Origin of the sequence: Microcoleus sp. PH2017_24_DOB_U_A (genome assembly GCF_020738205.1) — a bacterium.
In the GTDB taxonomy this organism is placed as follows: domain Bacteria; phylum Cyanobacteriota; class Cyanobacteriia; order Cyanobacteriales; family Microcoleaceae; genus Microcoleus.
Window position 1 is genome coordinate 19,446 of the sequence record NZ_JAEQCT010000093.1, and the last position, 18,201, is coordinate 37,646.

Sequence of the window (18,201 nt, forward strand, 5' to 3'; positions counted from 1 at the left end):
CGTCCGGTCAATAAAACGATATGAAAAATAGACTCTGCGTTGGCGCGTGCCTGCCCGTTGGCGAAGCCGCCCTGAAAGGGCTAGGGCTTATGCTTCGTTCCTCTCTTCGGACAATTGCTAACCCAAGCGTATTGAATCATAAATGATTTAGATAAATCTGTAGGGGTAGTACCTTTCTTTGCCTACCCTCCTACTTATACTCTTTTTTGCAAAAAGTTGTTTTTGGTAGTGCGAGTTCAAGAGGGCGCACTACCCAAGTTAGCGTGTTCGATGCTCTCTAGATTATTGAGGACTTGACGGTGTGCCTTGAATTTTTTTAATTAACTCTAGCACCTTTTGAGAACTCTCATTGTCTCCTTGTTTCTGAAATAAGTCGGCGGCTTTCTGAAGATCTGCGATCGCTTCTTGCTTGTCTCCTAATTGTGCGCGTACACCACCCCGGCCTATGTAGGCTGGTGCATTATTGGGGTCAATTTTTATGGCTTGGTTGTAATCGGCGAGGGCAGCTTGATTGTCTGCTAAGATATACAGGATAAAACCCCGCTTGATGTAGGCTTCAGCATATTGGGGGTCAATTTTTATGGCTTGGTTGTAATCGGCGATCGCAGCCTGATTGTTTTTTAACCTTAAGTGGGTAACACCCCGGTTCAAGTAGGCTGAGGCATTTTTGGGGTCAATTTTTATGGCTTGGTCGTAATCGGCGATCGCACTCTGGCTGTTTCCTAAATCATCCCGGGCATTACCCCGACCGATATAGGCATTGGCAAAATTAGGATTAAGCGCAATTGCTCGATCGTAAGCCTCTATAGCACCCGGATAATCTTTTTCGCGGTACTTCTTGACACCCAGATTATAAAATTCCTCTGCTGTTTGCTCGTTCCCCAGAGGCTTGCTGGCCACACGCACAGACAAATCCATTCGAGCATAACTATCACTGATTGATTTGGCAGAGTTTGTTGCAACTGCGGGCGGCTGGGCGATGATAATAGTTGCAGTTAAACCAATTAATGCTGCTGGTAGTCGTCGATTAAAATTCATGATTTTAGTTGATGGTTGAGTGTGGTTTTATAACTTTTAAAGCTGAAAGTTTCTGCGATTCTAGCGACTTTCAGATATTAGATTAAGGAAGATTTTATGTTGTCCCTTGAATTCTTTTAATTATCTTTAGTACCTCTTGGTACATCTCTTTGTTTCCTTGTTGCTGAAATAAGTCGGCGGCTTTCTGAAGGTCTGCCACCTCTCCCTGTTTGTCTCCTAAGCTCGATCGCGTAATAGCACGGTTGAGATAGGCAAAGGCATAGTTGGGGTTAATTTTCAGGGATTTTTCGTAATCGGCGATTGCTCCCTGTTGGTCTCCTAATTCATCGCGAACATTACCCCGACTGGTATATACCGCAGCATCGTTGGGGTTAATGTTCAGAACTTGGTTGTAATCGGCGAGGGCACCCTGCTTGTCTCCCAATTGATAGCGAGTTTTCCCGCGGTTGTAGTAGGCTTTGGCATCGTTGGGATTAATTTTCAGAACTTCGTTGTAATCTTGTATCGCACCTTGCTTGTCTCCTAATCTATTGCGGGCATTGCCTCGATTGCCGTAGGCTTCGGCATACTTAGGATTAATTTTCAGGGCTGCGTCGAAATCGGCGATCGCACCTTGGTTGTCTCCTGAGCCTGAGCGGGCAATCCCTCGGTTGTAGTAGGCATTAGCATAGTTGGGGTCAATTTTCAGGGCTGCGTTGTAATCTGCGATCGCACCCTTATTGTCTCCTGAGGCTGAACGGGCATTACCGCGATCGTTATAGGCAGAAGTATAATTAGGATTAAGCGCAATTGCTCGACTGTAAGCTTCTATCGCACCCTGATAATCTCCTTTGTCGTACTTCTGTCCACCCTGATTGTAAAAATCCTCCGCTGTTTCCCCTGCCGCCGATAGCTCACTCGCAACTTGCACGGACAAATCCACTCGATCGTAAGTATCAATCTGCCCAGTAATTGATTTAACAGTGATTGATTTAGCTTCTCTGGCGTAAACTGCCGGGCATTGGGAGATCAAAATAGTTGCAGTCACACCAATTAATGTCGCTGGTAGTCGGCAGAATAAATTCATACTTTAAGTGGAAAACTGAGTATTGGTCGAGACAGTTTGATCCTCAAAAGCTCTATCTTGGCATGGATCGATGCGGTCAATAGTTTAGTTGTTTATGGTACAATACGGTTGACTTAAGAACAATCTGACTTTCAAGAAATGCCTGTATTGCCTAGAAAATCTTGAGATGACATTCGTCAAAAAGCGTTAAGTCCACCGTATTGGTTTATGGTGATTCTTGAAGTCTATTAATTATATTTATTGCCTTTTCGTAAAGAACTTTATTGCCTTGTTTCTGAAATAATTCTGTGGATTTCTGAAGATCTGCGATCGCACCCTGCTTGTCTTTTAACCTCGATCGAGTAATCCCCCGATTGTAGTAGGCTAAAGCATAGTTGGGGTTAATTTTCAGGGCTTGTTCGTAATCGGCGATCGCACCTTGACTGTCTCCTGAGTCATCCCGGACATTGCCCCGATTGACATAGGCGGTGGCATTGTTGGGGTTATTTTTGATGGCTTGGTCGTAATCTGCGATCGCACCCTGTCTGTCTCCTGACTCATCGCGGAGATTGCCTCGATTGATATAGGCATTAGCATCATTGGGCTTAATTTTTATTGCCTGGTCAAAATCTGCCTTCGCACCCTGCTTGTCTCCTGAGTTCGATCGGACAACACCGCGATCGTTATAGGCCTCGGCATAATTGGGGTTGAGTTTAATCGCTTGAGTGTAAGACTCTATAGCACCCGGATAATCTCCTTGTTTGTACTTCTCTACAGCCTGATTGTAAAATTCTTCCGCTGTTTGGTTTTGTGTCAAAACCTCACTCGCTACCTGCGCGCCTAAATCCACCTTCGTTGAAGCCAACAATCTGAAATTTTGGTCGATTGGAATTCTCAATGAAAAGCTTTTATTTTCGGCATAACTCGGTTGACAATTTACTAAACCTGTGGTTGTTGAAACAACTAATCCTGTCAACAGTCCAGTCAAGATTTTAAACTTCATCCTAATCTCCACCTTTTGGTAATTTCAAGCAACTATTTTGACATCTGCGGTTATTTAGGCGATCGCCTCCACCAGCGTTGTCAAATCCGGCACTTCTAAATCCGGCTGGGCGCTGGCCGGCAGTGTCGCACCAAATCCTGTTCGATCGTATCTCCGATTTACCCAAACTGTCGATATTCCCATATATGAGGCTGGTACAATGTCGTGATACAGGCTTTGAGCGACGTGCAGGAGTTTTGACGGTGGTATGCCCATTTTCTCGATCGCCATTTCAAAGTTGCGAGTTGACGGTTTGTACGATCGTACTTGTTCCGCCGTAATTACCCAATCGAATTCAACTTTTAAATGTTTGGCAGTACCAACAAACAAATCGTCATCAATGTTGGAAATTACCGCCAATTTATATTTTTGCTTGAGCGCTCTCAAAGCTGCAACTGTATCCGGGAAAGGCTGCCAATTTTTTATCGATTCAACCAAACAATTAATTTCTGTTGCCGACTCTGTTTCTGTCGGTTCAAAACTAAATTTTTTACCAATTTTTCTGACTATTTCTTGCAGGATTTCCCGATATTTGATATACTCACCCTTGTCTTTTTCCAGTTCCGATTCAAACTCAGCAAACATTTCTAAAGTTCCCTCATCGCTAAAATCGATTTCGCGGTTGGACAGCAACTGTTTCAAGACTGGTAATATCCCACTTTCCCAATCTATGAGAGTGCCGTAGCAGTCAAAACTCACAACTTCAAATTGATTAAAATCTAACATCTGTCATTCCTCCTATTTTATCGAGACTGAGCCAGTCCAACCTATAGAAACCGATTTTTTACAGGAATTAAAGGCGATCGACCAGTTTCTTAGGAAAAAACCCGGTTTCTGAGCAGCAATCCGTAAGTCCTGTTGATTCTATTTTACGGTTGATATTCAGCAAAAATTTCAATTTTGCCGACAATATTGCGATTGAAGTCTGCCAACTCTTCTGCTGGAATCCAATACTCTTGGTGAATCGAACTGCCGACTGTTTGGACGGGATATTTATTCAAGAATTCAGCCAAAACTCTAAACCTGGTTACATAACCAAAATATCCCGATGCTGCATCTTTGGTATTCCAATCTCGTGCAATTTGTATGGCATATGCTTTGTGAAGTACGGGATAAAAAATAGGCTGGAAAGACAGTCGCGGCGGAAATACCATAAAATCGCTTTCTTTAATTAATTCCATTTCTTTTTTTCCGACTGCTCTAAACAGAGTTACCGTCTCTTTATCTGATATGTTTATATTTTTAAACCAATCTTTCCAAGCCTCCCAATTGTGAATTATTTTAGCCACTTCCTTGTAACCAGCAGCCCGAGGATGGGAACCGTCATTGTTGGTAAGTTCTTCGATCCAAATCTCTGATTTTTCCAGCGGGGTACAAATATCTAAATAAGGCACATTTAACTCGCTACAAACTTGGGAAAACTGCTCGGATAAACTGGCTATTCTGATTGTGCGCTCGACATCAATAACTGGCGGCGGCCCTATCATTAAGACTGGCACTCTTTCTTTCGCAGAGTTGAGAATATAGCGGAGATTTTCAATTGACTTTTCAAGTACGACGCGAGTTTTTCCGTTTTCAAAATAAGTGTCGTTGACGCCAAAGGAAAATACTATTCTGCCGTCGCAGTAGTGAGGTAAGCGACAAGAAATTTCGCTGAACCACCGAGTTTCTATATCCGTACTGGTTTCTCCCCGCACTCCTAAATTATAGTAGGTGATATCCTGTCTTTGCCCGCTGGCTGCCGCACAAACACGTCCTGTCCAACCAAGATATTTGGGGTCGCCTGTACCATTGACAAAAGAGTCGCCGATAAAACAAATACGCATATTATGTCTGGGAATGGGGAATGGGGAATTGGGAATTGGGAATGGGGAATGGGGAATTGGGAATTGGGAATTGGGAATGGATAATTGGGAATTGGGCGGAGCGAAGGGATTGGCCAAACAGGGAATTGAGAATTGGGAATTGGTTATTTTTTATTAGAAAAACTCCTCACAAGTAACCACTAACCACTAACCACTAACCACTAACTATTAACTACTAAGCTGTTGGGCATCTTAATTGTATTTTTTGGGCGGTTTCTGGGAGCCACCACACGGGTGCATCTCACTTTTGGGGAGGGCGAAGCATGACCGCATATAAATTATTAGTTATAATCCCATATTGACTGCGGTCATGCTTCGCCCCTACAAACATATTTGTTAAAACCAGATGCACCCCACCCACAAGCATTTTATCAAACTTGACTGCACAATTTAAATGCACTTGGGCTTAATCACTAACCACTAACTATTAACTATGAACGATTACCCATTATCGATTACCAATGCCCTATGCCCTATGCCCTATGCCCTGTTTGCCCAATTCCCATGAATTCAGTTTTTGCCGGTGACGGACAATCCCTCTACAATTACAGATGGTGTGTGGCAAGAACCGTTCCACTCGGAGTCTCCTCCTAATTCTACCAATTGTTTGAGGACGCTGTAGACGTTGCCGGCTACCATGGTGTCTTTGATTCTGCCGATTATTTGACCTTTTTTGACTCTGTAGCCGAGATCGACGTTAATTGAAAAATCGCCGGAAATTCCGGCACTGCCGCCAAGCATTTGATCGATGACAATGCCGTCGTCTAATTGAGTGATTAAGTCAATTAACGATCGCTCTCCTGGTTTAATCAAAACATTAAACAAACTCGGCGTTGGATAGCTGCCCAAACCGGGGCGAAATCCGTTGCCGGTGGTGCCGCTTCCCAAGGCTCGACCGGTGGTGCGATCGGTATAAAATAGCTGCAATACTCCGCTGTTGATAAAGACGATCGCCCGAGTGGGAGTACCTTCGTCATCAAAAGGACAGCTATAGGGCCCGATATCCGGCTGCTGCGAGAGAGTGACAAGGGGCGATGTTACTTGTTGGCCCAATCGATCGTTCCAAGGAGAAGCGCCTTCGAGTACCTGTTTACCATTCAACGCCGCACAGACAGTCCCCCACAGCAAATCGGCTGCTTTGGCTGTAAACAGTACCGGCACGCGGCCCGTGGCGGGGGCTACATTTTCTTTCGCCCATTCCAAACGCTGCAAAACGCGCTTGGCGCTGGTGGTTAAGTCGAGGGTGCCGCGTTCGGTTTCGCCATCCCAAATGTTGAGGAAATCTTCGCCGCGGACTAATTCTGCTGACAAATAACCGCTGAGGGTGGTGTCGGTGTGGCTAGAATCCAAGCCTCTGGTATTCAGCAAGCGGGTGCTTTCGATTTCGCAGTCGAGTTCGGCGGTGCAGAGGCTTTCGGGATAGGCTTCGCGGACGATCGCGATCGCCTCTTTTCCCCAGTTTACTAACTGTTCGGCTGGGATTGACACTCCGCGATCGGGATACACAACTTTGTCACCGGTGCCGAGTTCGATGGTTTCCGGCTCGTTGAGTTGCGAAAGTGCGATCGCGCGATCGACCAAAATCTGCGGTTCCACGGGCCCGTAGGCCACCGCCAAACCCGGCCGCCCGTCCCGCCACAGCCGCAGCGCAATGCCTTCTGCTTGGGCAGTTTCTAGCTGTTTGAGGCGGTTTGCTTCAAAAAAGACCGGCCGCGAGAGCGATTGCGATTCCAATACCTCAGCAGCTTCGGCACCTGCTTTGGTGGCTAATTCTAGCAGTTGTTCTGCTGATTGGTGATTGGTCATTGTTGTAGTTGACAGTTGACAGTTGACAGTTGACAGTTGGCAGTTGACAGTTGACAGTTGGCAGTTGGCAGTTGGTAGTTGACTGTTGTCATTTGTCGGTTGTCATTTGTCATTGGAAGCAATTACCGATTGCCAATTACCAATTACCGATTGCCAATTACCAATTACCAATTACCAATTACCGATTACCAATTACCAAATTTTTGCGACCGATGCCAGATCGGTTATTGCCAAGGGATCGACTAATTAGTTAGTTCGTGCAGCAGCCAAAATCCTGCAAAAGATTCCGATTGTGGATTCGACTGAATTGCTAAAAAATGTACTTGTTTTGCTTGCTTTTTCGCCGCTTCAAATCCTTTCGCTTCTTTCTCAGTTGCTGAGTCTCTGAGATTAGCTATAATCCAGCGATCGTTAGCTCCCGTATCTAATACCAGCCTAGGGATAGGGGCGCTATCATATCTGAGAAAAGCTAATTCCAAACCCGACATCCAACCTGCTAAAGCCGTTGCTCTCGATGAGTAGATGATTAATCCTGGAATTTGTGTTTCCGGGGCGAGGCGTGTCATCGGGAGTCCGAAAGCTTCGCCAAATCCAATATCCCACTCGGACATTTCGTCAAAAGCTGCGATCGGCAAACTCACAAACGACCATTTTTCGCCGATTAAGGCATCCGGCAGCGCTATGGGCGTTTCGGGTACAAATTGAACGGTGGGGTTCACAACCGGCTGATAACCCGGTTCGGCGGGATAAACGTCTTGCATCCGTTCTTCCAGCCACAGGCTGAGGGCGAGGGTGCGGCGGCTGGAGGCTGAGGGAATATCCAATTCCTCGCAGGCTTTGGTAATCATGTTCGCCATTTGGCGGCGAAAAAAGCGGATTTTTTCGGGTGGTTTCGGTGCAGAGGCGATCGCATCTTTAATTGCACCAGCCAGCCACAGGGAATTCACGGTTGTACTGGGGCAGAATTGCGAATAGCGAAACAGAGATTCTGCCTTGTCGCCTACATTCAGCGGGCTTTCGCAAATCAACACTTCCCATTTTTTTTTCTCTCGCTCGTCTAGGATTGGACGGCTGTAAAAGTCGAGTTCCCAAATAGTAGCCATGCCGCGCTGTTAAAAATTAATCCTTTCTCATGTTACCTGACATCGGGCAGGTTTCTGATGAGTGAGAATTTAAGACTGATTTTCAATTGCGGGCGATCGCGATTACCAAAGAAATGGGTTTAAAGCCCCGTCTTTCAAGACGGCTTTTCTTGATTCTGGATATAGCGTTTGAGGACTTCCAGTGGCGCTCCTCCGACAGAAGCAGCAAAATAGCTAGGACTCCATAAAGCTTCTTTCCCGCAAGGCTTTGGAAACCCCTCTTGTCCATATTTCCTGCTAGAAACGCCCTTGAGTGCATTCACCATAGCAGAAATCGATAGCTTGGGAGGATACTCGATCAAAGCGTGGATGTGGTCGCTTTCTCCATTAAACTCTCGAATCTGAAAATTCATCTTCTTAGCCACATCCCTAAACGACGCTTCAATCACCGCAAGGCTGTTGGCAGTAAATACCGACCTACGATATTTGGTCACACAGACCAAGTGAATTTTCAGATCCGTAATGCTGTGCCTTTCTTTGCGAAGAAGAGTTTTCATCTTGAGCGCACCGATGTATAATTGAGCAACAGACCAACTATAGCACCTCAACGTGAAAGCCAGATATCGCTACCGATTCTACCCAACAAACCAGCAACGACAAAGCTTAAGTCGGTTGTTCGGCTGCGTCCGGGTAGTTTGGAACGATGCGTTGGCTTTGTGCAAGGCTTCCTCCAAATTGTCAAGCAACGGAGATTTGCAGAAATTGCTTATCACTGAAGCGAAAAAGACTGAAGAAAGGTGCTGGCTGTCAGAAGTTTCAGCAATACCATTGCAGCAGTCCATCGCCGATTTAGGTGTTGCTTATAAAAACTTTTTTAGCTCTCTCAATGGCAAGCCCAAAGGCAAAAAGTTAGGCAGTCCCAGGTTTAAGAAAAAGACCAATCAGCAATCGGCAAGACTAACTCGCGGCGGTTTTTCAATTAACAATGAAACGGTTTACTTGGCAAAAATTGGGAGTGTAAATCCAATTTGGTCAAGAGAACTGCCGTCTGAACCTAGTTCTGTAACAGTAATTAAAGACTGTGCCAACCGTTATTTTCTCAGTTTCGTGGTCGAGATCGAACCAGTCAATATCAATCCTAAAAACCAAAGCATTGGGATTGACCTGGGGATAAAAACCTTCGCGTTCATGAGTGATGGCACAAAAGCTGAAAGCCCAATCTACACAAAGATTGACCGCAAAGTGAGGAAGTTGCAGCGCAAGTTGAGCCGACAAGAAAAAGGCTCCAGAGGCTGGGAAAAGACTCGGATTAAAATAGCCAAAACGCACAACAAAATTGCGGACACGCGCCAAGACTTCCTGCACAAGCTATCGACTAAAGTGGTCAGCGAAAACCAAGCCATCATCTTAGAAGACTTGAATGTGTCGGCAATGATGAAAAACCGCAAACTTTCTAGGGCAATCAGCCTTCAGGGTTGGCGACAATTCAGAGTATTTTGCGAGGCTAAGTCGGTCAAATACGGCAGAGAGTTTGTAGTAATTAGTCGTTGGGAACCGACCAGCCAAGTTTGTTCCGAATGTGGATACAAATGGGGCAAGCTAGACTTAAAAGTGCGGTCAGTGCAGTGCGTAAATTGCGGGGCTACACACGACCGCGACGAGAATGCCGCCAAGAATATAAATAAAGTCGGGATGGGGAATCGCCACGACTCTAAATGCACGTCGAGACGGAGTAAAACTATTTCGGTAGTATCTGTCGGTGAAGCGTGAAGAATCCCCGTCCGCGACGGTCGGGGAGTATTTCAACTAACTAATTATGCCTCTGCCTACTTGGCGGGCGATCGCACTTTCCCCAAAAATACCGCTCTCCCTCGCCGCTTCCCGTCTAAATTTCCGCAGCACCACCCAACCGGACACATTAGCAATTGCGATCGTAACAGTTCCCCAGCAATCTCAACCCGCGATATTTGTTAAACTTGTCGAAGCCAAGGAAAACTCAAACTATAGCTTGATCCCATGAGACAAATCATTCTCGACAAGATTGTTTCAACCCTACAACCTTTAGATTTTGTTCTCGCTTTGTGGCAGGGAGGTTCAGCAGCCCACGGCTACACAGACGAATGGTCAGACCTCGATATTGCAGTTGTGGTTGCAGATAACTGTGTCGAACAAGCGTTTGAGATTGTCGAAAAAACTATCGCCGAAATTGGTGAAATCGAACTCAAATATCGAGTTCAAGAACCTGCTTGGCACGGTCAATCCCAGTGCTTTTGGCGGCTCAAAGAAACCCCACCGTTCTTGCTAATTGATTTTGCCGTTTTCCGGCGCAGCAGCCGCAACGAATTTCTGGAAATCGAGAGACAGGGACAGGGTGCATCTGGGTTTGGCGAATACATCCGTAGGGGCGAAGCATGACCGCAGAAAATATGGGATGATAACTAATAATTTATATGCGGTCATGCTTCGCCACCCCAGGGACAAGTCCCGATCGCTTTTGACAAAGCCAATTTAATTGTACCGCCTCATTTGGATACAAACAAGCATCTTTCCCAAATGCAAGCCAGATTCAACGAAATCAAAATTCGTTTTGATTTGCTGCAACCTCTGGTCAAAAAAGAGATATATCGCGGTCATTTAGAAATAGAAATTAAATAACTTAAGCAAATTTGTGGGATGGGCGGGAGAGCCCGTGCAGAAAGGACGGGCTCTCCCGCCCATCCCACAACAATCATCAAAGTGTAAGTTATTAAATTTTCATTCCTTAGTAGATGCGATCGGCAACTATCACAACTGGACGCTTTTACCCTTGGTGGAACGGGAGCATCTCAGGCAAGGCGAATATATCCGTAGGGGCGAAGCATGACCGCAGAAAATATGGGATTATAACTAATAACTTATATGCGGTCATGCTTCGCCCTCTTCAAAAGTGAGATGCACCCGGTGGAACTCTTGGGCATGATATACCGTCCCCACAGATACGACTTTAAACTCAAATATTTCACCCGAGATTTTCCGGCCGCAATAGTCGATCGCGTCACACCGCTTTTCTGCATTGCCAATCTGGAAGATTTAGCAGCAAAACAGCAAACAGCCGAGGCTTTTTTTGCAGATACATTACCGCAGGCAGAAGCTAAATTATACTCTAATACCAATTCTCAAAATTAGTAGTAGGGTGCGTCAGCCACTTCTGGCTCCCCACCTAAAAATTAGGCTCCTCGCTGACGCACCCTACAATATCTTCGATCCTTCAACCGCAGATGTCAGACAGATGCAACACAGATAAACGCAGATAATTTCCGGGTGTTTTCCGATTTTTGTAAGAGGTCTATTATACTCTAATACCAATTCTCAAAATTAGGGAAACAGGACTGCCGTTTCGACCCAGAGATGACCGACAAGGCACTGCAATTTGCCACGCAGATCGCGAAAACGGTAAAACCAGTTTATCAAGGTAATATGAAAGTTTTAACAATTGGCATAAAATTTAGGATTGTAGCAATATACTGTCAATCTTGTGCAAGAATATCCTATTAAACCTAGAGGGCTGAAGCCCAACAACGTACCTCATCTTTTTGAGAACCGCTATAACCTAAAGTGCTAAAGATTTCGTTCCCAAAGCGATTAATATAGTAGCAGCAACCTTAAAGATTAACATCCCATGACAAAACTCAGCGTCAACATCAACAGAATCGCCCTCCTCAGAAACTCTAGAAATATCGGCATTCCCAGCGTTACCGAAGCTGCAAAAACAGTAATCGCCGCTGGAGCGCACGGCGTCACAGTCCATCCCCGCCCCGACGAAAGGCACATCAAAGCTGCCGATGTTTACGAATTAGCCAAAATGCTAACCGTCGAGTTCAACATCGAAGGAAATCCGTTTCAGCCGCCATTTATGGATATAGTTTGCGATGTCAAACCGGCTCAGTGTACCTTAGTGCCAGACGCTCCAGACGTGCTCACCTCGGATAGCGGTTGGGATATTCCCGAAAATCGCGATCGCCTCTTACCAATTATTGAAAAATTAAAAGACAACGGCATCAGAGTCAGCTTGTTTATGGACGCAGATGCTGCTCTCATGCCCCTAGCCAAAGAAGTTGGAGCAGACCGAGTAGAGCTGTACACGGAACCCTATGCAACTGCTTTTCGTGAAGGGAATGTAGAATCTGTTTTTCAACAGTATGTTTTAGCAGCTAAAGCGGCTCAATCTGTAGGTTTGGGAGTGAATGCCGGACACGATTTAAATTTGCAAAATTTAGCTAAGTTTTGCTCTATTCCTGATATACTAGAAGTCTCGATCGGTCACGCTTTAATTGCGGAAGCGTTAGAAATGGGCTTGTCGAACACAGTAGAAGCTTACCTAAAGATTCTGTCGGGTTCCTAGTACAAATAAACCTCGCTGTAAAAGCCCGGTTTTGCACAAAAATCGCAACTAAACCCGCCTGGAGAAACGCTACTCGCCTCTAAGCGCTCTCTACAAAATAGAGTTTGTGCGATCGCCCGCAACAGCTAACAGTAGAAACCGTCACCCCCTGCGGGTGATAGCGGTTTTCTAGTAGCAAGCTAAATCCCGGAGCGAAGATACCGGGTTTTTTGGGCGTTGGCATTTTTTGGGGCCAACTCCCCGATAAAAGCTTTAATTTTCCTTGACCAAATTACTAATATTTTCACCGATACTATGCTGTCAGGAGTATGATTAAAATGTCACGGCAAACTGAGGCTACCACTTAGCTCCCGCATTGTAAATTTGCTACCAGTAGGTTTGGTGCAAGTACGGGAAATTCAGGTATCCTCTATACTGCTGTAGCCGATCGCGATCGCGCCTACTTAATCCGGTGCAAACAGGCAAACACAAGTAACCATATACAACTCCTTACCCCTGCCAAGTGCGACATGAAAAAACTAATTTTACTGACTGGAATGCTACTCATGATGACGGCAAAATCCGTATTTGCCAGCCCTGTAGCCCCCAAATTTGAACCGAGCGAGCGGATGGCCGCTGCGGAAATTACACAAACTGTTAATACACCCGTTACTTCTGTCCTAGTTGCTAAGCAAGAACCGATCGAGCCAACATCAGTTACCCCAGCCCCGGTTGCGAAGCTAGAGCCGATCGAGCGAATGTCAACCTCGGAAATTCGAGCCACCATCAGCCAACCAACCACCTATATTTTTGAAGGCGTCAAAGGGCGAGAACTCACACTCTCGCTGTGGGCGGGAAAACTGACAGCCCAACTGTACAGCCCCAACGGTCAAAATCTGGGAGTTGTTGACAAAAGTGACAATCAGTGGATAGGTCAGTTGCCAGAGTCCGGCATTTATCGCGTGCGAGTTACTCCGAAAGGTGAGACTAGCGCCTTCGTACTCGAACGCGACTTTAACGCCAAGTGGACTTATAGGCCCGATCGCGCACTTCCCATAGCATACGGGGAAACAGAAGCCACAGTTAGGCTCAAAATGTCCGGCTACCAAATCCAGCCCCTGACAGTTCCCGGAAAACAGGGACAGACAATCACCGTGAATGCTAGCAACAAAAATCTCGATGTGGCGATCGAATCTCCATCGGGACAACTCCTAGATCAAGGCGAAGGTCAAACTTTTGCTCAACTCCCCGAGTCTGGCACCTACAAGGTGCTGATAGTTGCCAACAGGCCAGTTAAATCCTCGATCAGAGTTGCGGTGCGATAGATCGAGATAGATAGCAAAAACATTCTTGATGGCGATCTAAATTTCCCTCGCCCAACCACAAAAGCTCGCCCGAAACGCGAGCTTTTTTTTGCGTAAAATCAACCGCCCAGAACTTCAACAGTTGACAGTTGACAGTTGACAGTTGACAGTTGACAGTTGATCTTTGGTAGGGGCAGTGGATGGTGCGTGCCTGCCCTCTTAGTTGACCTGTGACAGTTTGAGAATAACCTCTACCCTTAAGTCCGAGTATTGGAGTAATGAATAGTCTGATTTTAATTTCTCCCGCTCCGGCGGGCGGGCTTTCAACCAATTCTTTCTGGTTAGTTATATCAATTCTGGTTACACCGAAATGATGTTGACAGTTAACTGTTAACTGTTAACTGTTGATTGTTGATTGTTGGCGGATTAAACAATACCGATGCAACCGGAAACAATATTAGGGGAGCATCTCAGTTTTGGAAAAAGCATTTTTTTTACAGTGCGAGCGTCCCCGCTCGCGAGTAGTGTACAGCTCGCGAGCGAGACGCTCGCACTGCGCTATAATTTCGATTTAACGTAACTGACAACTGTCAACTGACAACTGTCAACTGTCAACTGACCTCTCAACCTTCGATCAGTGCTGCAAAACGTTCTTGTTTCCAAATACAGCTTAAATCGGAGTCAGCTACAGCTAGCTCTCGGTATAAATTAGGCATAAATTCCACAGCCCGCTGCAAATTGTCAAGGGCCAAATCAGCAAAGCCCAGCAGCGCATAACAGCAAGCTTGATTGTAAAAAGCGTTAGCAAAATTAGGATTGATTTCTAAGGTAGTTTCATAGCAAGCGATCGCCTCTGAATAGCTACCTTGCCGCGCCAATTCCACACCCCGATTGTACCAAATCAAATAATCCTCAAAGATACACTCTGATGTGGGAGTGAACTTGGCATTTTTCTGATTTAAGCCGACTAATTTTTGCAAAGCAATTCGTCGCTCGCCTACAGCTTCGGCTCTGTCCGGTTTCAGAGCGATCGATCGACTAAAACTAGCCACTGCTTGCTTGTAAAGTCCCATGGAGTTGGCAGCTAGACCGCGATTGTACCAAGCCTTGGCATCATCTGGGTTAAACTCGATCGCGCGATCGAAACTGTTGAGCGCCTGATAGTAAAGCTTGAGTTCCAACAGAGCATTCCCTCGGTTGTACCACGCCCAAGGCGCCTCTGGCTGCAAGCTCAAAGAGCGATCGAAACTCAGAACCGCCTTCTGGTAAAGCCCCATATCAATTAGCAAAAGTCCCCGGTTGTGCCAAATACTCGCCGCATATGGGTTGAACTCCAGAGCCCTGTCAAAACTGTTAAGAGCCTCCAAAAAGCGGCCCAACTTTCCTAAAGCAATAGCCCGGTTGTGCCAGCCAAAGCTCGCATCCGGCTGCACCGCCAAGGCCTCATCAAAACTTGAAAGCGCCTCTAAGTGTCGTTCTAAGTTGCCCAAAGCCATACCTCGCCCGAACCAAGCCTTATAATGATCCGATTGCAAGTTCACAGCTCTGTCAAAATTCGCCAGAGCACTATCATGATCGTTAGCTTCGAGGTGGCGCGAACCCAGATGATAATACCAAGCCGCTTCCAAGTTTTGAATTAAGTTCATAATACTTCGCATCTATCTTAGGGATGATTCTACACGAAAAATGCCCGGAGTTAAACTGTAATTTGACTACAAATCAGAAAATTTTGATACAGGGCGATCGCCCGTACAAACAGCCATTAACAACCTCAACAATTGACAGTTGAAACCGACTATTTTCCTCTCATCAAATGCTCTTTTAGCTAACCACACTCATCACTGGTTGGAGCTGCTGCAAATCTCAGGCTGGCGCGAGTCACGCAACTATTACCAGAAAGAATTGGTTGAAAGCCGTAACCCCGATCGGGAGAAATTAAAATCAGACTATTCATTACTCCAATCCTCGGACTTAAGGGTAGAGGTCGCTCTCAAACTGTCAACTGTCAACTGTCAACTGATTAGGTTTGCAATTACACTAAAAGTGCAAATCTCGTAGTGCCAATAGATCCAACTTCTGCTTACCCAATTCAAGCAACCACAACCGCTGTTTGAGCAGTCTCGCTCAACAGCAACCTGCCTGAAGCATCAATACTAAAATCCTTCCCCAGCACAAAACCCTTGCCCATCAAGCGCTTGCAAACAACCAGCGCCGTAATGCGGCGAATTTCTTCCATCACATCAGCAGGAATCAAATAACTCAAACTCCAGATCACCGACTCACAGTCAGACCAAATCAAGCGCTCAATACTGACAATCATCAAAGCAGCTACGCTGTCTGTTGACAGCCGCCCTCTGAGATCTGCAATCAAATCTTTACCAATTAAGCTATTGCGAGTCATCATCGCTCTAGCCATCTTTCCAATTTCTTGTTCGAGTTCTAAATGATTCATGCTTGGCACTGGCTGTTATGTTTTTAAAGCACTAATCGGAGTAAAAACAGTGACTGCTACCAGGCTCTGCTCTAGGGTAGCTGACGCAGGCTCTACCGCAACTCCTTTTAACAAAGTATACCTAAAGAAAGATTAAAAATGTATCTAAAGGCAGATACTAAAATTTATTTTTTTTATCATAAATGGATGAAAAACTTCCCACAACAGTTGGTCTGAGCAGCAACTCAGAGCCTGAGGCAAGTTAAGAATTGGTAAATTCGATACATAATAAAGATGTAGTTGCTTCGGAGAAAAAATAGCAATGGCTGCACAAGGGCCAGATATCGATATTGCCCCCTATATCGACCACGCCCTCATCGATCCGGGCGCCACTCCCGAGCAAGTAGAACACTGCTGCCAACAAGCAGAAAGATTTGGGTTTGCCACAGTTTGCGTGTATCCCGCCTACGTGCGACAAGCGGTAAGTCTTCTGCACGGCACAAAGTCAAAAGTTTCGACAGTCATAGGTTTTCCCACGGGAGCAACCACATCAGCAGTCAAACTCTACGAAGCTCTAGAAGCGGCAGACAGCGGAGCCGTTGAGTTAGATGTCTCGGTCAATTTAGGATTGTTGAAAGCCGGAAAAAGCGACGAATTTCACCGGGAATTGGCCGAAATTTGCGAAGAAACCGGACTAACTATCAAGGCGATTATCGAATGCTCGATGCTTTCTGATGAGGAAAAACAATTAGCGGCTGAGCTTTGCATGGAGGCGGGCGCCGTTTATATCAAAACTAACACGGGCTTTTTTGGTGGGGCGACAGTTGAAGATGTACGGTTGTTGAAGGAATTTACTAAGGGAAGAGTTGGTATTAAAGCGGCCGGAGGAATTCGCACTCACGAACAAGCTATAGATTTGATCGTGGCTGGTGCGACTCGTTTGGGGACTTCTCGCGGCCCGGAATTAATCCGCCAGCGAGATAATTTAAATCAGACTCATTAGTGATGGAAAGGTACGTAGTTGCGCTTGAGCGCTCTTTCATATATCTAAGAAAAGAGCGCTAAAGCGCAACAACATACCTCAAAATTAATTCCTAGTCATTAGTGATGGAAAGGTACGTAGTTGCGCTTGAGCGCTCTTTCATATATCTAAGAAAAGAGCGCTAAAGCGCAACAACATACCTCAAAATTAATTCGTATAAGAGTGCCGTTGTAAATCTAAAATCTATAATCTAGTGACTCGAACTTACAAAGCAATTGGAATCAATCTTAAGAGTGCGCCGATCGGCGAATCCGATCGCCTGCTGACAGTTTTGACGCGGGAATTCGGCTTAATTAAAGCCGTAGCACCGGGTGTTCGCAAACAACGATCGAGCATTGGCGGTAGAAGCGAATTATTTGTAGTCAACGAATTGCTGATTGCCAAAGGTCGATCGCTCGACAAGATTACCCAAGCGTCCACCGTCGAATCCTATCCGGGTTTGAGCCGCAATCTCGGAAAACTCTCCGCCGCGCAATATTTGGCCGAATTGGCGATCGCCAGCGCCCTTTCCGACGAACCGCAAGAATCACTTTTCTTTTTGCTGGGGGAACACTTGAGCCGTTTGGAGCGTTTGTCCGATCGCACAGAAATTGAATCCGCCGCCCTGCTAGTCGCCCATCTAGCCCAGGGTATTTTTCACTTGCTAGCCCTAGCAGGCCTCGCGCCCCAAGTCCAAGTCTGCTGTGCCACCAGAGTGCCACTCATCCCAAATTTCACAGATCCGAACTGGCAAACCGGGTTTAGTATACCCTCTGGGGGAACCTTCAGCTTGCCAGAGCTAGCTAACCTAGAGGCAGAACTTTCCTCACAAACTGGCAGCCTGTACAGATCCAGCTCCCGTTCCCGGCAAACGAGCGACAGCAAACACTTGACAAATTTCCATATTAATGCTAAAGAATTAGCTGCACTGCAACAGTTGGGGAGTGCAGAACTAGGAGAGGGGATTGCCGATCGGGGGACTTGGATATCAGTAGAAAATATTTTGCGGCAATATGCCCAGTATCATTTAGGTTGCACGATTCGATCGGGAAGCTCGATCGACACGTACTTGGAGAGTTTTGAGTTTTAAATTTTGAATCTCGTGGAGTAAAAATCTCACCCAGCTTGCGGGATATCCGAACCTGTAAGCAATTTCAGGTAAATGCTCAAAATTCTTGCAAAACTAGATAATAAGAAAAGTTACGAG

22 protein-coding genes are annotated in these 18,201 nt (G+C 45.9%); 10 read left to right on the forward strand and 12 right to left on the reverse strand.

The annotated features are described in order from the left end of the window. Positions 1–282 precede the first annotated feature (282 nt). The 5 genes from JGK07_RS24420 to JGK07_RS24440 form a co-directional block, all read right to left on the reverse strand. On the reverse strand, positions 283–1,038 hold the full coding sequence (locus JGK07_RS24420; RefSeq protein ID WP_293193390.1) for a tetratricopeptide repeat protein: 756 nt from the start codon (positions 1,036–1,038) through the stop codon (positions 283–285). A 94-nt stretch (positions 1,039–1,132) separates the two neighbouring features. After that, a complete protein-coding gene (locus tag JGK07_RS24425; protein WP_293193389.1) occupies positions 1,133–2,065 on the reverse strand; it encodes a tetratricopeptide repeat protein in 933 nt (310 codons plus the stop codon). Positions 2,066–2,309: 244 nt separating this feature from the next. Beyond that, on the reverse strand, positions 2,310–3,086 hold the full coding sequence (locus JGK07_RS24430) for a tetratricopeptide repeat protein (protein WP_293185149.1): 777 nt from the start codon (positions 3,084–3,086) through the stop codon (positions 2,310–2,312). A gap of 54 nt (positions 3,087–3,140) precedes the next feature. Beyond that, complete coding sequence (locus JGK07_RS24435) at positions 3,141–3,851, reverse strand: haloacid dehalogenase type II (RefSeq protein ID WP_293198334.1); 711 nt, start codon at positions 3,849–3,851, stop codon at positions 3,141–3,143. A gap of 143 nt (positions 3,852–3,994) precedes the next feature. Next, the gene (locus JGK07_RS24440) at positions 3,995–4,951 is read right to left on the reverse strand and encodes a GDSL-type esterase/lipase family protein (RefSeq protein WP_293185152.1); all 957 of its coding nucleotides are present in this window, start codon (positions 4,949–4,951) and stop codon (positions 3,995–3,997) included. Positions 4,952–4,964: 13 nt separating this feature from the next. Between JGK07_RS24440 and JGK07_RS24445 the strand changes: the two genes are divergently transcribed. Continuing rightward, on the forward strand, positions 4,965–5,108 hold the full coding sequence (locus JGK07_RS24445) for a hypothetical protein (protein WP_293193387.1): 144 nt from the start codon (positions 4,965–4,967) through the stop codon (positions 5,106–5,108). 392 nt (positions 5,109–5,500) lie between these two features. Here the strand turns inward: JGK07_RS24445 and JGK07_RS24450 are convergent, their stop codons facing one another. The 3 genes from JGK07_RS24450 to tnpA form a co-directional block, all read right to left on the reverse strand. After that, positions 5,501–6,796, reverse strand: coding sequence for a TldD/PmbA family protein (locus JGK07_RS24450; RefSeq protein ID WP_293185156.1), 1,296 nt, complete (start codon positions 6,794–6,796; stop codon positions 5,501–5,503). A gap of 242 nt (positions 6,797–7,038) precedes the next feature. Beyond that, positions 7,039–7,899, reverse strand: coding sequence for a Tab2/Atab2 family RNA-binding protein (locus tag JGK07_RS24455; RefSeq protein ID WP_293185160.1), 861 nt, complete (start codon positions 7,897–7,899; stop codon positions 7,039–7,041). Between the two features lie 134 nt (positions 7,900–8,033). Continuing rightward, positions 8,034–8,435: an IS200/IS605 family transposase gene (gene tnpA / locus JGK07_RS24460; RefSeq protein WP_293185162.1), complete on the reverse strand. Its 402-nt coding sequence runs from the start codon at positions 8,433–8,435 to the stop codon at positions 8,034–8,036. Positions 8,436–8,487: 52 nt separating this feature from the next. Between tnpA and JGK07_RS24465 the strand changes: the two genes are divergently transcribed. The 6 genes from JGK07_RS24465 (at position 8,488) to JGK07_RS24490 (ending at position 12,259) form a co-directional block, all read left to right on the forward strand. Continuing rightward, positions 8,488–9,648: a transposase gene (locus tag JGK07_RS24465; RefSeq protein ID WP_293185163.1), complete on the forward strand. Its 1,161-nt coding sequence runs from the start codon at positions 8,488–8,490 to the stop codon at positions 9,646–9,648. A gap of 46 nt (positions 9,649–9,694) precedes the next feature. Then, positions 9,695–9,898: a hypothetical protein gene (locus JGK07_RS24470; protein WP_293198342.1), complete on the forward strand. Its 204-nt coding sequence runs from the start codon at positions 9,695–9,697 to the stop codon at positions 9,896–9,898. After that, complete coding sequence (locus tag JGK07_RS24475; protein ID WP_293226081.1) at positions 9,895–10,293, forward strand: nucleotidyltransferase domain-containing protein; 399 nt, start codon at positions 9,895–9,897, stop codon at positions 10,291–10,293. The genes JGK07_RS24470 and JGK07_RS24475 overlap by 4 nt, the downstream gene beginning before the upstream one ends. Positions 10,294–10,567: 274 nt before the next feature. Then, a complete protein-coding gene (locus JGK07_RS24480; protein ID WP_293226087.1) occupies positions 10,568–10,741 on the forward strand; it encodes a hypothetical protein in 174 nt (57 codons plus the stop codon). 92 nt (positions 10,742–10,833) lie between these two features. Continuing rightward, positions 10,834–11,043 carry a hypothetical protein gene (locus JGK07_RS24485; protein ID WP_293198351.1) on the forward strand — a complete coding sequence of 70 codons (210 nt, stop codon included), beginning with the start codon at positions 10,834–10,836 and terminating at the stop codon, positions 11,041–11,043. Between the two features lie 493 nt (positions 11,044–11,536). Further along, entirely contained in the window at positions 11,537–12,259 is a 723-nt protein-coding gene (locus JGK07_RS24490) for a pyridoxine 5'-phosphate synthase (RefSeq protein ID WP_293185167.1), read from the forward strand. A gap of 79 nt (positions 12,260–12,338) precedes the next feature. On the opposite strand, the gene JGK07_RS24495 is transcribed toward JGK07_RS24490, so the two are convergent. After that, positions 12,339–12,482: a hypothetical protein gene (locus tag JGK07_RS24495; RefSeq protein ID WP_293185168.1), complete on the reverse strand. Its 144-nt coding sequence runs from the start codon at positions 12,480–12,482 to the stop codon at positions 12,339–12,341. A gap of 286 nt (positions 12,483–12,768) precedes the next feature. On the opposite strand from JGK07_RS24495, the gene JGK07_RS24500 reads away from it, so the two are divergent. Beyond that, a complete protein-coding gene (locus JGK07_RS24500) occupies positions 12,769–13,563 on the forward strand; it encodes a hypothetical protein (RefSeq protein ID WP_293185169.1) in 795 nt (264 codons plus the stop codon). 602 nt (positions 13,564–14,165) lie between these two features. On the opposite strand, the gene JGK07_RS24505 is transcribed toward JGK07_RS24500, so the two are convergent. The 3 genes from JGK07_RS24505 to JGK07_RS24515 form a co-directional block, all read right to left on the reverse strand. Further along, positions 14,166–15,188 (reverse strand): tetratricopeptide repeat protein, encoded by a 1,023-nt coding sequence (locus tag JGK07_RS24505; RefSeq protein WP_293185170.1) that lies wholly within the window; start codon positions 15,186–15,188, stop codon positions 14,166–14,168. Between the two features lie 179 nt (positions 15,189–15,367). Beyond that, complete coding sequence (locus JGK07_RS24510) at positions 15,368–15,496, reverse strand: hypothetical protein (protein ID WP_293185171.1); 129 nt, start codon at positions 15,494–15,496, stop codon at positions 15,368–15,370. Positions 15,497–15,631: 135 nt separating this feature from the next. Next, entirely contained in the window at positions 15,632–15,994 is a 363-nt protein-coding gene (locus JGK07_RS24515; protein ID WP_293185172.1) for a hypothetical protein, read from the reverse strand. A 301-nt stretch (positions 15,995–16,295) separates the two neighbouring features. On the opposite strand from JGK07_RS24515, the gene deoC reads away from it, so the two are divergent. After that, a complete protein-coding gene (gene deoC, locus JGK07_RS24520) occupies positions 16,296–16,976 on the forward strand; it encodes a deoxyribose-phosphate aldolase (RefSeq protein ID WP_293185173.1) in 681 nt (226 codons plus the stop codon). A 232-nt stretch (positions 16,977–17,208) separates the two neighbouring features. Continuing rightward, entirely contained in the window at positions 17,209–18,084 is an 876-nt protein-coding gene (gene recO / locus JGK07_RS24525) for a DNA repair protein RecO (protein ID WP_293185175.1), read from the forward strand. Positions 18,085–18,201: the final 117 nt, after the last annotated feature.